12 protein-coding genes are annotated in these 14,925 nt (G+C 40.4%); 4 read left to right on the plus strand and 8 right to left on the minus strand.

The window, feature by feature from the left end; all coding sequences use genetic code 11:
* Positions 1-8 precede the first annotated feature (8 nt).
* The gene (glpC, locus tag CXF93_RS00780; RefSeq protein WP_101060418.1) at positions 9-1,217 is read left to right on the plus strand and encodes an anaerobic glycerol-3-phosphate dehydrogenase subunit GlpC; all 1,209 of its coding nucleotides are present in this window, start codon (positions 9-11) and stop codon (positions 1,215-1,217) included.
* Positions 1,218-1,575: 358 nt separating this feature from the next.
* Here glpC and dbpA read toward each other — a convergent pair whose 3' ends face one another.
* Together dbpA and CXF93_RS00790 are read right to left on the minus strand one after the other, a co-directional pair.
* Positions 1,576-2,970, minus strand: coding sequence for an ATP-dependent RNA helicase DbpA (gene dbpA, locus CXF93_RS00785; protein WP_101060419.1), 1,395 nt, complete (start codon positions 2,968-2,970; stop codon positions 1,576-1,578).
* Between the two features lie 138 nt (positions 2,971-3,108).
* A complete protein-coding gene (locus CXF93_RS00790; protein ID WP_017220939.1) occupies positions 3,109-3,315 on the minus strand; it encodes a cold-shock protein in 207 nt (68 codons plus the stop codon).
* 319 nt (positions 3,316-3,634) lie between these two features.
* Between CXF93_RS00790 and CXF93_RS00795 the strand changes: the two genes are divergently transcribed.
* The 3 genes from CXF93_RS00795 (at position 3,635) to fusA (ending at position 8,093) form a co-directional block, all read left to right on the plus strand.
* Positions 3,635-4,978 carry a DEAD/DEAH box helicase gene (locus CXF93_RS00795; protein ID WP_101060420.1) on the plus strand — a complete coding sequence of 448 codons (1,344 nt, stop codon included), beginning with the start codon at positions 3,635-3,637 and terminating at the stop codon, positions 4,976-4,978.
* A 246-nt stretch (positions 4,979-5,224) separates the two neighbouring features.
* Positions 5,225-5,752 (plus strand): DUF3087 family protein, encoded by a 528-nt coding sequence (locus tag CXF93_RS00800; RefSeq protein WP_101060421.1) that lies wholly within the window; start codon positions 5,225-5,227, stop codon positions 5,750-5,752.
* A gap of 253 nt (positions 5,753-6,005) precedes the next feature.
* The gene (gene fusA / locus CXF93_RS00805; protein WP_101060422.1) at positions 6,006-8,093 is read left to right on the plus strand and encodes an elongation factor G; all 2,088 of its coding nucleotides are present in this window, start codon (positions 6,006-6,008) and stop codon (positions 8,091-8,093) included.
* A gap of 255 nt (positions 8,094-8,348) precedes the next feature.
* On the opposite strand, the gene CXF93_RS00810 is transcribed toward fusA, so the two are convergent.
* The 6 genes from CXF93_RS00810 to CXF93_RS00835 form a co-directional block, all read right to left on the minus strand.
* Complete coding sequence (locus CXF93_RS00810) at positions 8,349-9,488, minus strand: cupin domain-containing protein (RefSeq protein ID WP_101060423.1); 1,140 nt, start codon at positions 9,486-9,488, stop codon at positions 8,349-8,351.
* A gap of 140 nt (positions 9,489-9,628) precedes the next feature.
* On the minus strand, positions 9,629-10,408 hold the full coding sequence (locus CXF93_RS00815; protein WP_101060424.1) for a hypothetical protein: 780 nt from the start codon (positions 10,406-10,408) through the stop codon (positions 9,629-9,631).
* Positions 10,409-10,618: 210 nt separating this feature from the next.
* Positions 10,619-11,914 carry a c-type cytochrome biogenesis protein CcmI gene (gene ccmI / locus CXF93_RS00820; RefSeq protein ID WP_101060425.1) on the minus strand — a complete coding sequence of 432 codons (1,296 nt, stop codon included), beginning with the start codon at positions 11,912-11,914 and terminating at the stop codon, positions 10,619-10,621.
* 1 nt (position 11,915) lies between these two features.
* Positions 11,916-12,383, minus strand: coding sequence for a cytochrome c-type biogenesis protein (locus CXF93_RS00825; protein WP_101060426.1), 468 nt, complete (start codon positions 12,381-12,383; stop codon positions 11,916-11,918).
* A 10-nt stretch (positions 12,384-12,393) separates the two neighbouring features.
* On the minus strand, positions 12,394-12,942 hold the full coding sequence (locus tag CXF93_RS00830; protein ID WP_101060427.1) for a DsbE family thiol:disulfide interchange protein: 549 nt from the start codon (positions 12,940-12,942) through the stop codon (positions 12,394-12,396).
* Positions 12,942-14,921 (minus strand): heme lyase CcmF/NrfE family subunit, encoded by a 1,980-nt coding sequence (locus tag CXF93_RS00835; RefSeq protein ID WP_101060428.1) that lies wholly within the window; start codon positions 14,919-14,921, stop codon positions 12,942-12,944. The genes CXF93_RS00830 and CXF93_RS00835 overlap by 1 nt, the downstream gene beginning before the upstream one ends.
* Positions 14,922-14,925 lie beyond the last annotated feature (4 nt).

Raw genomic sequence — 14,925 nt, forward strand, 5'->3', positions numbered from 1 at the left:
GCAATACCATGGATTTAGTATCAACACGTTTTGAAAAATGCATCAAGTGTACCATTTGCACTGTGTACTGCCCTGTTGCCAAAGCCAACCCCGATTATCCCGGACCGAAAGAATCAGGCCCTGATGGTGAGCGTCTCAGAATAAAGAGTCCTGAATATTATGATGAAGCCTTAAAGCTTTGCACGAACTGTAAACGCTGTGAAACAGCCTGCCCCTCTAACGTCAATGTCGGTGATATTATCGCAGTGGCACGTGGCAAGTTTGAGAAGAAAAAAATAAACCCTAAATTAATGCGCGACTACATTTTAAGTCACACGGATTTATTTGGCTCACTATCAACCCCGATTGCGCCTTTGGTGAATAAGATCACCGATTCAAAAATCATCAAAACCATCATGGATAAAACCGTGGCGATTGATAAGCACAAATCATTGCCTAAATACTCATTTGGCTCGTTTAGACACTGGTATAAAAAACAAGCCGATAGCCAAGCGCAGTTCGAACGTCAGATCAGTTATTTTCACGGCTGTTATGTTAACTACAATAACCCGCAACTGGGCAAAGATTTAGTTAAAGTACTTAATGCCATGAATATCGGTGTTAAATTATTGAAGAAAGAGAAATGCTGTGGTGTGCCGCTGATCGCCAATGGTTTTCATGATAAAGCCCGTAAGAATGCCCTGTTTAATGTCAAACACATGACCGACGCTGTCGAGCAATTTAATACCCCGATCCTATCGACATCATCAACTTGCGCATTGACCTTGAAACAAGAATACCCACATGTATTAAATGTTGATAACAGCAAGATCACCAGCAAGTTGGATTTCATTACTTCATTTTTATTACGTGAGTTTATGAACGGTAATATGCCGGCGTTAAAACCCGTTAATAAAACCATTGTCTACCACACTCCGTGTCATTTAGAGCGCAGTGGCTTAGCCATATTTACCATAGAATTGCTACGTACTATCCCCGGTTTAAAGGTTATTGTACTTAACAGTGAATGTTGTGGTTCGGCGGGTACTTATGGTTTCAAAAAAGAAAACTATGACGTATCAATGAAGATAGGTAAAGGCTTATTTGAACAGATCAAACAGAGTGATGCAGACTTTGCAATCACTGATTGTGAAACCTGCAAATGGCAAATTGAAGAGAATACTGACCTAGAAACAATTCATCCAGTGAGTTTATTAGCGCAGTGCTTAACAGATTAATTGATTGAACAGTTAACGAAAAAATAGAACATGAAACTAGATTAGTTTTTCTAATCCTAATGACAAATTTATTTCGCTATAAAGATAAATAATAATAGCTATAATGCAGTTAAAACGGAGGGTTAGAGATAATTAAATCAGATTATCTCTTTCTTATAGTTCTTAGGTAAACTAATTAGAAAGGTAATTATTATGACAACTCAATTGAGCAACAATATCATCACAACTATCATAACAAAGATTATAGCGTCTTACGGTCGTTCATTTGTAGAACTGTATAACCGCGATAATAAGTTATGAAGATAATATCTGTCAGTAACGAGTCTATTCGAGCGCTACTGACAGATGCATTTAGCTATTAATCGTTAAATGAACGTACAATCCAAGCGCGGAACGTACGACCTTTCAATTTACCTTTACCAATTTTCTGCACAGCCGCTTGCGCCACTTTCGCTTCAACAGCAACATAAGCACAATTATCAAACAGTTGGATTTTACCTACTGATTTACCATCAATACCATCTTTACCTGTTAACGCACCAACAATATCACCAGCACGTACTTTCTGCTTTTTACCACCATCAATACGGATACATTCCATCGGTGGCACCATTGGTGTTTCGTTTAAAACACTTTCTGGTGGTAATGCTTCTGGTGTGATCATACCAAAACGATCTTCAAGCTGTGCAACTTGATAACCTTCTTTATCATCAAATAAAGTACAAGCAAACCCTTTACTACCAGCACGGCCAGTACGACCAATACGGTGAACATGTATTTCGCTGTCGTGCGCAACGTTGAAATTAATTACCGCATCTAACGACTCAATATCCAGACCACGAGACGCAACGTCAGTAGCAACAAGAACAGAAACACTCTTCGTTGAAAAACGAACTAGCGCTTGGTCACGGTCACGTTGCTCTAAATCACCGTGCAATGCAATAACGCTAAAACCAAAATGGCCTAATTCATCAGCAACATCTTGCACGTCTTTCTTGGTATTACAAAAGATAACCGTTGATTCAGGTTTGTGCTGTAATAACAAGCCACGTACTGTATCTAAACGCTCACCAAAGTTTTTTACTTTATAGAAATGTTGTTTAATCGTGCTGTCATCATGCGTTGACGCAACTTCAACCATTTCTGGGTTATTCATTATTTTCGCTGCAATTGCTTCAATCTTTTTCGGGAACGTTGCACTGAATAATAATGTTTGACGGTCGCTTGGTGCTTTCTCAACAATTGCGTCAAGCGCATCTTGGAAACCCATTTCTAACATACGGTCAGCTTCATCAAGTACAAAAGTAGTTAGATTATCTAATCGTAACGTGCCTTTCGTTAAGTGATCTAATACACGACCAGGTGTACCAACAATGATATGTGCGCCGTGTTCTAATGAACCGATTTGTGGGCCAAATGGCATACCACCACACAGTGTTAATACTTTAATGTTATGGATAGCACGTGCCAGTTTACGAATTTCTTTCGCTACTTGGTCTGCTAGTTCACGGGTAGGACAAAGTACTAACGTTTGAATACGGAAACGTTCAACGTCTAAACGTTGCAGTAAACCTAAACCAAAAGCCGCTGTTTTACCTGAACCAGTTTTACCTTGGCCAATTACATCTTTGCCTTCAAGGATCGACGGTAAGCTTTGTGCTTGGATTGGTGTCATTTCGGTATAACCGAGCGTATCTAGATTAGAGACAAGCTCTGGACGTAAATTTAGAGAAGAAAAATTAGTTTGGCTCACAGTGCGTACCCTTTAAATGGCAGTAATAAATAAACAAAAAGGGCAAGCTCCGAAGAACATGCCCTTTATACTTAAACGTTTCGATTTATCATCAATTCATTTAAGTTAAACAATCTTAGTGACTATTAATTCAAAGAATTAAAGTACTACGATGTTTTCCGCTTGAGGACCTTTTTGGCCATCAGTAACGTTGAATTCAACTTTTTGGTTTTCTAAAAGTGTACGGAAACCGTCACTTTCGATAGCGCTGAAGTGAGCAAACACGTCAGGGCCGTTTTCTTGTTGAATGAAACCGAAACCTTTAGCTTCGTTAAACCATTTTACTGTACCAGTGATTTTAGACATAATAGTAATCCTATTTATCGAGTAATTAAGTGGCATAAAGCCGATGCTGCTGGAAGTGTTACTACTTACTTATGATAAATCAGGACGAGGTACTAAAAAAACTTCGTAATAAAATACATTCATAAAAAACTAACCTTAAAGCTGGGGCCAATTATATAGACTTCCCAATTTGTGTCAACAAGGTTATGAGCAAATACGACTTTAGACTCGCTATAGCTATGTAGTTTGCACTTGAGCAACCTATCATGTACCCTGCAGCACCGCTGTTATACTAAGCACAAGCACATCAATAGCAACCACATAGATAAAGAGACACTATATGAGTTTTACCGACCTCGGTTTATCCGCACCAATCCTAAAAGCTGTAGCAGAAAAAGGCTACGACACACCATCGGCAATTCAAGCGCAAGCAATACCAGCTGTACTGTCAGGTAGGGATGTAATGGCTGCGGCACAAACAGGGACAGGTAAAACAGCTGGTTTTACTCTACCTATTTTAGAAAAACTAAGCAAAGGCCCGCGCCCACGTGCTAATCAAGCGCGTACGTTAATCTTAACGCCAACACGTGAATTAGCAGCTCAAATCGCTGAGAATGTGGAAGTATATAGCAAGCATTTAAATTTAACGTCAACCGTAGTATTTGGTGGCGTTAAAATCAACCCACAAATGGCACGTTTACGTCGTGGTGTTGATATCTTGGTGGCGACGCCAGGTCGTTTATTAGATTTATATAATCAAAACGCAATTCGCTTTCACCAACTAGAAATATTGGTACTAGATGAAGCTGACCGTATGCTTGATATGGGCTTCTTACGTGATATTCGTAAAATCCTTGCGGTATTGCCAGCAAAACGCCAAAACTTATTATTCTCAGCAACCTTCTCTGATGATATTCGTCAGCTTGCTAAAGGCTTAATCAACGATCCAGTTGAAATTTCAGTAACGCCACGTAACGCAGCGGCTAAATCTGTTGAACAATGGATGCACCCAGTTGATAAGAAGAAAAAACCGCTTCTATTAACGCACTTGATTAAAGAGAACGACTGGAAACAAGTATTGGTATTTACCAAAACTAAACACGGCGCTAACAAATTAACCAAACACTTAGAAGAGCAAGGCATCAATGCTGCAGCTATTCACGGTAACAAGAGCCAAAGTGCACGTACCAAAGCACTCGCGAACTTCAAGTCAGGTGACGTAAGAGCGCTTATTGCCACAGATATTGCCGCACGTGGTATCGATATCGAACAATTACCACAAGTGGTTAACTTCGACTTACCAAACGTACCAGAAGATTATGTTCACCGTATTGGTCGTACCGGTCGTGCTGGCGCTGAAGGTACTGCAATCTCATTCGTTTGTCAGGACGAAATGAAAGAGCTAGTAGCAATTGAACAATTAACGCAAAAACACCTTGAACGCGTTGTTGTTGACGGTTTTGCACCGATGGATTCATTCCCGACTACACCGGGTATTCGTCCACCAAAAGAAAAACAACCTAAGAAAGATCATCAAGATGGTCAACGCTCAGGTGAAAATTCCCGTGGTCACAAACCAGCAAGTAAAAACCGTCGTCACACCGGTCCACGTAGCGAAGCAAGTCCATCTGCAAATAAAGGCAATCGCCGTCGCCCAACTGGTTCTACAACAAGCACTAAATAATAACAATTAAACAGGCTATGCCGTAATAGCTTATTAGCACATTGTCTTTAATAACAAGGCAGTGTGCTTTATTAATGCCCCCTCTCTGCATCAGTCAATTTCCTTCTGCGATCCTAAAGATATCACCGCCTAAACTTATCTGCTCTCAATTAATTTACATTTATTTAATCATTTCTCACTGGTTAACATTATTATTTACGCCCTTATTTGTTAGAATATTCACTCTTCATTCAAGAGCAAAAATAAATGCAACTACAACAAATAGACAAAGTTCGTTATCGTAAACACTTAAACATGGCGAGTGTCATGGCGACCGCGATATTAATCGCTTTTGCGTTATTTTATGGCCAAGTCTTGATCCATTTTTTTGCTGTTCCTGACGGCAATAATTTCAAACTAAACTTAGCGGGTGTTGTGCTTGGCGTGTTTAGCTTATTGATTGCATTCAACCTTGTTCGTAAGCATCCCTACTTAAAAGAAGTCATGTATGTGTGGGATCTGAAGCAAGAAAACAATAAAATATACCGTAAGCTGCACCATATAAAATCGGCATTAAAAGGCAGCGATAATAACGATAAAACTGTCAATATAGACGCTATCACCATCCTAAATTACTATTACGCCGCATCGAAACAACAATACAATTTGGATAACAATACACTAACGATGGAAACTTTAACCGCAGACATCGCTAAATTAGATGCTCTCATCACCGAAAAGCAGTTAACCATTAACGTCGATGACTACAATGTAGCGCTTTTAAAACAGTTTTAAATGACATATTCATAAACACATTAAAACAGGCGCGGCTGCCCTTGAAATAAAAATAGTTGCGCCTGTTTTTAGAATAAAACTTCGATAAATTCACAGAAATTTAGATTTTCATCGCTTTAATCTAAATTAATTTTATAGAAATGCAAAAAAACAGCTTAAATGCTAGCTTATAGTCAGCTATCTCTTTTTTGTTCCCAAAAAACCATGATATACTCCGCGCGAATCTTTACATAAATAAATTATAGAGAACATAATGGCTGATTTATCAAAATACAGAAATATCGGGATCTTCGCTCACGTTGATGCTGGTAAAACAACAACAACTGAACGTATCCTAAAACTTACTGGACAGATCCACAAAACTGGTGAAGTACATGACGGTGAGTCAACTACAGATTTCATGGAACAGGAAGCTGAGCGCGGTATTACTATTCAGTCAGCTGCTGTAACATGTTTCTGGGACAATCACCGTTTTAACGTTATTGATACTCCTGGACACGTTGATTTCACAGTTGAAGTTTACCGTTCACTTAAAGTACTTGACGGCGGTATCGGTGTATTCTGTGGTTCTGGTGGTGTTGAACCTCAGTCAGAAACTAACTGGCGTTATGCGAATGACTCAGAAGTTGCGCGTATTATCTTCGTAAACAAATTAGACCGTATGGGTGCTGATTTTTACCGCGTTGTTAAGCAAACTCAAGACGTACTAGATGCTAACCCACTAGTTATGGTTCTACCAATCGGTATCGAAGAAGATTTCGTTGGTGTTGTTGACCTTCTTACGCGTAAAGCACACATCTGGGATGACTCTGGTCTTCCAGAAAACTTCGAAATCTCTGATGTTCCTGCGGACATGGTAGAGAAAGTTGAAGAATACCGTGAGCTATTACTTGATACTGCGCTTGAGCAAGATGATGAGCTATTAGAAGCTTACATGGAAGGTACTGAACCTTCTATTGAAGAGATCAAACGTTGTATCCGTAAAGGTACACGTACAATGGACTTCTTCCCAACATACTGTGGTTCGGCATTTAAGAACAAGGGTATTCAATTAATCCTTGACGGTGTTGTAGATTATCTACCAAGCCCAACAGATGTTGATCCTCAGCCGCTTACAGATGAAGAAGGCGAGCCAAACGGTAAATTTGCACTTGTATCAACTGAAGAGTCATTCAAAGCGTTAGCATTTAAAATTTCAGATGACCGTTTTGGTGCCCTTACTTTCATCCGTATCTACTCTGGTACGTTGAAAAAAGGTGATACTATTCTTAACGCTGCTACAGGTAAAACTGAGCGTGTTGGTCGTATGTGTGAAATGCAAGCTGATGAACGTAAAGAATTAACTAGCGCACAAGCTGGTGATATTCTTGCAATCGTAGGTATGAAAGGTAACGTTCAAACAGGTCACACTTTATGTGATCCTAAAGACCCTATCATCCTAGAAGCAATGGTATTCCCTGAACCAGTAATCTCTATCTCTGTAACACCAAAAGATAAAGGTTCTACTGAGAAAATGGGTATTGCGATCGGTAAAATGGTTGCTGAAGATCCAACTTTCAAAGTTGAAACTGACCAAGATTCAGGCGAAACAATCCTTTCAGGTATGGGTGAACTTCACCTAGACATTAAGGTTGATATCCTTAAGCGTACATACGGCGTTGATCTAGTTGTTGGTGCTCCTCAGGTTGCTTACCGTGAAACTATTACTCAAGCAATTGAAGATAGCTACACGCATAAGAAACAATCTGGTGGTAGTGGTCAATTCGGTAAGATCGATTACCGTATCAAGCCTGGCGAACCAGGTACTGGTTTCGTATTCAACTCAACAGTTGTTGGCGGTAACGTACCGAAAGAATTCTTCCCAGCTGTAGAGAAAGGCTTCAAGAGCTTGATGGAAACTGGTGTTCTAGCTGGCTTCCCAGTACTAGACGTTGAAATCGAATTATACGATGGTGGCTTCCACGCAGTGGATTCATCAGCTGTTGCATTCGAACTTGCTGGTCGTGGCGCATTCCGTCAATCAATCCCGAAAGCTGGCGCACAGTTAATCGAACCTATCATGAAAGTTGACGTATTCACGCCAGACGATCATGTTGGTGACGTAATTGGTGACCTTAACCGTCGTCGTGGTATGATCGCTGGTCAAGACGCTGGTAACACTGGTGTTCGTATTAAAGCTGACGTACCTCTTTCAGAAATGTTTGGTTACATCGGTTCACTACGTACAATGACATCAGGTCGTGGTCAGTTCTCTATGGAGTTCTCACACTACAACCCTTGTCCAGCTAACGTAGCTGAAGGCGTTATCGCTAAAGTTAAAGAAGACAACGCTAAAAAATAAGTAATTATTTTTAGTTAATCTTCCTAACCCCAGTTATGCAAATAACTGGGGTTATTTTTTGCCTGAAAAACAGTAAATGCTCAGCTAGCCAATAATATGCCACTTATCTTATTCTCTCCTGATCTAGCTTAATCGCCACGTTTCTTATTTTTGCCAAATCGCAGACAAAAAAAAGCACCAAGACCATAAGCCTTAGTGCTATTACTTTTTTTACTAACTAATGCTTGCTAGTTCACACTAACAACGCATTAATGATTACTCAAAGTGCCAGTAACCTAAGTTAACCCATTCAATCAACTGTTGACCAAATACTTTATCTTCCATTAACGCTTCAAGTTCTTTTGCCGACTGCTCAGTGGTATTACATAACGTTTGCACGCTTGCAGCAATACTTGCGTCAAAGTCATAACGCTCGCCATCAATGAAACAGCTCGTTGGCATTTCAGGGAAGTATAATGTCTTTAGGCCATTCACTTTACGTAAATAAGATTCCATACCGATTTCATCTACTACGATAGCGTAATCAGCGATATAACCGCCTTCTGGTACGACAATATCGAGTTCGTGTGCAGATTCACTGTAATGACGGCCAAGGAAATCATGCATAACGCTTTTATCAGCCATTAATGATGTCATGATGTCTGTTAAACCTTGCACTTCGCTTGCTTCGATTGAGCCATGTTCTGCGCGCGGTTGTAATTTAGGATCGCTATAACGAACAAATTCTTTGTCTTGTTGTAATAGGTAATCACCAAAGTCATTTAACAGTTCTTTTTGGTCTTGGGCGCGGAAACCTACTGAGTAGTTAATCGCTTCGCCAACAGCATAACCTTCATGCGGTGCATAAGGTGGGATATATAAAATATCACCTGGTTCTAATACTGTATCAATAACCGCATCAAATGCTTCACAATGCTTCAGAGCGCCGTTAGCAGCAAACTCTTGAGGATTCATATCTTGAGCACCTACACGCCAATGACGCTTGCCTAGGCCTTGAATAATGAATACACAATAACGGTCAACATGCGGACCTACACCACCTGTATCTGTACTGTAAGAAACCATTAAATCATCAAAGCGCCAGCTAGGAATAAAGTTAAAGGTATTAGCCAATTCAGCCGAAGGTTCATGCCAATGGTTGATCGCTTGCACTAAGATAGCAGAGCCATCTTGTTCCATACGTTCAAACTCAGTAAAAGGACCGCATTTCGCTTGCCACTTATCTTCTTCACGCCATACCATACGTGATGTGATTTCTTCTTCCATTGCTAAACCAGCAATTTCATCCGGGCTAATTGGATCGATAAAATCCTTGAATCCCGCTTTAATTAACAGTGGTTTTTTCTGCCAATAATTTTCCATGAAGTCAGCAATATCAAGATTTAATTTATACATAGTCAACCCGCAATAAGTAATCGAAGTAATAGAGCGCGTATCATAGGTATTTTCGCGATAATAGCAACAAAAAAAGCCCTGCGAATATTATGGAATATAACCATCCACTCTATTTAGTCCTGCTTGATTAGTCTGTTGAACTAAGCCAATTCGGATACATAGACATCGGGGAAGTAGACAGCCCTAATCAACTGAGATTTAATTTCATCGTTCAGTAATACATGCAGTTCATACATGATACTAATAATGCCGCCGCGCAAGTCATTCACTTTTCCAGCAAGTTGCGTAGCTGATAAACCATCCGTTGTAAGTGTCGGATTGCTAGCGTGTGCATTACACTCAGCCAATTGTGCTAGAAACAGCGTCCAAGATTTGTTATTCATATCTAACGCTTTACCACTAGAGAATATAGGCACCCATTGGCTAATTCTGTCTTCTAGAGATACGCTCTTGTCTTCATTATCAATAATACCTTCATTATCAATCACGTCGGCATTATCAATATTGTAAGCTTCAGCTTTAACCGATAAATATGACGTTAAAGATGCGAATAGCTTGGTAATGCACTCAGAGTACGCTGCATAGCACGCTGCAATGTCGGCGTTGTTAATCGCTACATCACGATATGCCAGCGCAGAGTCAAACTCACCTTGATAATCATTCACATTAAGAATGCCTTCACCACTGATGTAGACCTTGCTATCCAGGGTGTTTTCGACAAATGGCACCGTGTAATTCCAGTTTCGGGTGTCTGAAACTAAACGCTTAAAGGGATACTTGTTCTCTTCAAACCACTGCTCGATGATTTTATTTTTCAGGCCATCAGTCAACTCTCGATTTGAGTGATCACTATACTTGGTCAGATCGAAAATAAGCTTCTTCGCTTGTTTCTCTGCAATGTTCACTCTTACTTTTAACACTAACAACTCCTTCTACGCTGTTTAACGCCTATTAATGACGTGCAGCTTGTTATTTTTGGGTATTTCATCATAAACATTTTTGTCTGTGTTTAATTTAAAAAACCAGATGACAGATACTAAAAAACCCCGCGGATATTATATAAATAATTTCCGCGGGGCTGATTAACAAACATTAATAAGATATTACAACATCAGTAATACCTGAACAAATTAACGGCTTAAATTAAGCGTCACTGCACGTGCATCGCCTTCATTAAGCGTCACAATATTAGAGTTGATGTCATCTTCTTTGGTTGTCACATCCGAATCTTGAGACAGCTTAGCGCTGACTTTAATTGATGGGAATTGCGACATTTTCATTTGTGCCATCATTGCATCACTATCAGATAATGAGATAGTTAATGGGAACGTTGGGTCCATGATACGTTTAACTGCAAGCGGCGCTTTAGGCCCCGCAGCGGCTTTCACGTAAACATACAAGTAACCTTTCATTTCAGCTTGGTCAGCAGTAATCGTGATCGTTACTTGCTCATTGCCCGCAACTGCATCACTTGTCGCTGCACTCGTTTCTGTACTTGTTGCAACAGGACGACTATCAACTGACGATGCCGCATTGTTAGCAAAAGGTGCTGAACCGTCTTTAGCTGCAATCTGCTTGCGTGCGTATTCAATACTACCTTGGATCATTTCGATACGTTCTGGCTGACCAGCAAGTAACGGTAACATACGTTGCCATTGCTCGATTGCGCCAAGGTAATCTTGATTTTCTAACGCCATGAATGCAGAAGTCGATAACACTTCGATATCGTCAGGTTTCTCTTGTTTAAGATCCATCAATATTTTACGTGCTAAGTTATTCTGTTCAGGATCATCACTCAGCATTAATGCTTGGGCATAACCCGTCACAATCGATGTGTTCATCGGTGCAAGTTTATAAGCACGATCCATAGCAATGAATGCTGCGTTTGAATCACCCAGTGCAACGTTTAAACGACCCAATAATAACCAACCAAATTCGTTATCTGGTTCAGCCATCATCTTAGTGCTTAATGCCAGTTTAAAGTCAGAGATCTCCTGATCTGTCACTTTATCACCTTCATTCATCACGCGATTGGTTAGCTCAGGTAAACGTGAGTACACATCTTCCCAGTTTGCTACCTTGTCACGTGCGCCTAATGTCAGATAAGCAGACACAGAGAAAACCACTAAGAATATAACACCAGCAAGCCAGATGAATGGTGAGTCCGCAGTACTTACTTTTTTCGCTTTCTCATCAACAACGTCATCCAATAGACCACGTTGCATTTCATCAATAAACTCTGCGCTTTTGTCTAACAAACCTTGATCTTCATCGTCAGCTAATTCGCTGATACGACTCTTATACAAGTCTTTGTTTAATTGGTCTCGTGTCGCGCCTGTTAACTTGCTCTTACCACTAATGGGAATAACAAATGCGAGCGCAGCAACGACCACTAATACAATACTTACTATCCAAAATAACAACATGCTATTTCTCGCTATCTTTTAAAATTTTGGCCAAACGGTCTTTCTCCGCACTCGTTAACTCTTCATCGCGCTCATCAGTTGCAACACTAATTTTACGACGGCTGTTACGAACAATGATTAAACCACCAAATAATACAAATAAACCAGGACCAACCCATAAAATGGCGGTGCCTAAGGTTACCGGCGGTTTGTATAAAACAAAGTTGCCAAATCGGTCAATCCAGTAAGTGACAATCTGCTCTTCGTCCTGACCTTCAATCACCATGTTATAAGTTTTTTGACGCATATCTTTGGCAATCGAGGCATTCGAATCAGCAAGGTTATTGTTTTGGCATTTAGGGCAACGTAACTCTGCCGTTAATGTTCTAAACAAGGCTTCTTGTTCTTCAGTCTCAAAGTCATAGACATCAATCACAGCCGCAACACTGAAACTGAGCATTAAAGTCATTAATACGAATAATTTTTTCATCTTAAATCCCTTACTTTAACTGCTCATAAATAGCTTTTAGTTCACCATTCCAATTACGCGGATTAATATCACCTACGTGCTTGAATTGGATAATACCGTTACTATCAATGAAGAAGGTTTCAGGTGCGCCGTACACACCAAGATCAAGACCTAGCATACCATCAGGATCATAAAGGCTGATCTTATATGGATTATCTAACTCTTCTAACCATCTTAGGGCTTTTGAACGCTCATCTTTGTAGTTCATGCCAACAATGTAAACACCGTCTTCAGCAAGTTCATTTAAATACTTATGCTCGGCGTAACATGTTGGGCACCACGTTGCCCATACATTTAACAGCATAGGTTTACCCGACAGCACACTTTTATCGTGCTGTAACTCAGGTTCAACTAAATCGTTTAATGCAAACTCAGGAACAGGCCGACCAATGAAGGTCGACTCTAACACGGTAGCGTCACGAAATAAGCCAATATAAAGAAACACAGACACACATAAAAATACGATCAAGGGTATTAGTCGTGTCATTAACTGATTCTTTTTTTTCACATCATTAGTCATTATTCTTGTCCTAATGATTGTGCTTTCGCGTGACGTTTATTGACAAAACGATAACGACGATCAGATACCGCTAACAAGCCACCAATAGACATGACTAAACCGCCCCACCAGATGAAACGAATGAAAGGTTCGTAATAAATACGAATTGCCCATGAGTCATCTACTAACTGTTCACCAAGTGCGATATAAAGGTCACGAGTTACGCCCCAATCAATCGCAGCTTCGGTCATCGGCATGCTACGTTGGGCGAAATAACTACGTTTTTCTGCGCGCATGACAGTCTCAAACTTACCGTTTTTACTGACATTAAATACCGCTTTATAACCTTCGTAGTTCGAGCCATTTGCTTCACCAATACGGTCGAACTCGAATAAGTAATCAGCAAAGACCACTTCATCACCCGGTAGCATACGTAAGTCTTTTTCGATTTTGTAATTCTGAGTTGCAGAAATACCAATCAACATCATTGCCAGACCAACATGGCCAAGGACCATAGCCCAATGACTACGACCCAGCTTCGTCACACCCGAAACAAAACCATGGCGATGTGTGGCACGGATATACACTTCAAGCGAACTAGTGATAATCACCCAGAATGCTAATGCAAAACCAACAACCGCAACAATCTTAATCTTATCAGCAAAGATGGCTGGTAATGCGACAGCTAACACTATGCTCGCTACTGCACTTACCGCTAACTGCTTAAACAGTGGACGTAAGTCAGCTTCTTGTTTCTTCCAACGTAATAACGGTGCAACACCCAAGGCAATTGCAAGCGGGATAATCATATAGAAGAAAATATTATTAAAGAATGGTACACCGATTGAAATCGAGCCCATACCGAGTTCTTTATGTACTAGTGGTAACAAAGTACCAATAAGTACAACTAATAGCGCTGCAATTAATAACACGTTGTTCATTAACAAGAAAGTTTCACGAGAAAACAGACTGTATTTACCACGACTCTTAATCTCTGAACCTTTCACTGCATAAAGCAGTAATGAACCACCAACAACGGCGATCAAGAAGGCGAGAATAAACAAACCACGTGCCGGATCAGAAGCAAACGCATGCACAGAGACCAGTACGCCTGAACGTACTAAAAAGGTACCTAACAAGCTTAAGCTAAATGCTGAAATAGAAAGTAGCACTGTCCATGACTTGAATACACCACGTTTCTCACTAACCGCCAATGAGTGAATCAAAGCAGTACCGGCAAGCCAAGGCATAAATGATGAATTCTCTACTGGATCCCAGAACCACCAACCACCCCAGCCAAGTTCATAGTAAGCCCACCAACTGCCTAGCGCGATGCCTGATGTTAAGAATACCCAAGCGATAAGCGTCCAAGGACGTGACCAACGCGCCCAAGCAGAATCAAGACGACCCGCCATCAATGCCGCAATGGCAAAAGCGAATGCAACAGAGAAACCAACATAACCCATGTACAGCATTGGCGGATGGAAAATCAAACCAATATCTTGTAGCAATGGATTTAAGTCATTACCGTCGAGTGGTAAGTAAGGCAAGGTACGGTCGAATGGATTTGACGTTAACAAGATAAACAAGTTAAAACCAATCGCGATCATCCCCATCACTGAAAGCACACGTGCTAGCGCAACTTTCGGAATGCCACGGCTAAATACAGCCACTGCAGCAGTCCAAATCGCTAAGGTTAAAGACCAAAGCAATAGTGAGCCTTCATGACCACCCCATACCGCAGATATTTTATACTGTATTGGTAGCAATGAATTTGAGTTAGTTGCAACATAACCAACTGAAAAATCATCAGTTGCAAATGCGTACGCTAATACTGCAAATGATAGACTCATTAGCAGAAACTGCATAATGGCTAATGGTTTAGCGCTATTAATCATACCAGGATGATTAATCTTCGCGCCTATAAGTGGATAAATTGCCAACAAGAACGACAGAGCCGTTGCGACAATTAAACTAAAATGTCCAATCTCAGGGATCATTATA

The sequence above is a fragment of the Moritella sp. Urea-trap-13 genome (assembly GCF_002836355.1).
GTDB lineage: Bacteria > Pseudomonadota > Gammaproteobacteria > Enterobacterales > Moritellaceae > Moritella.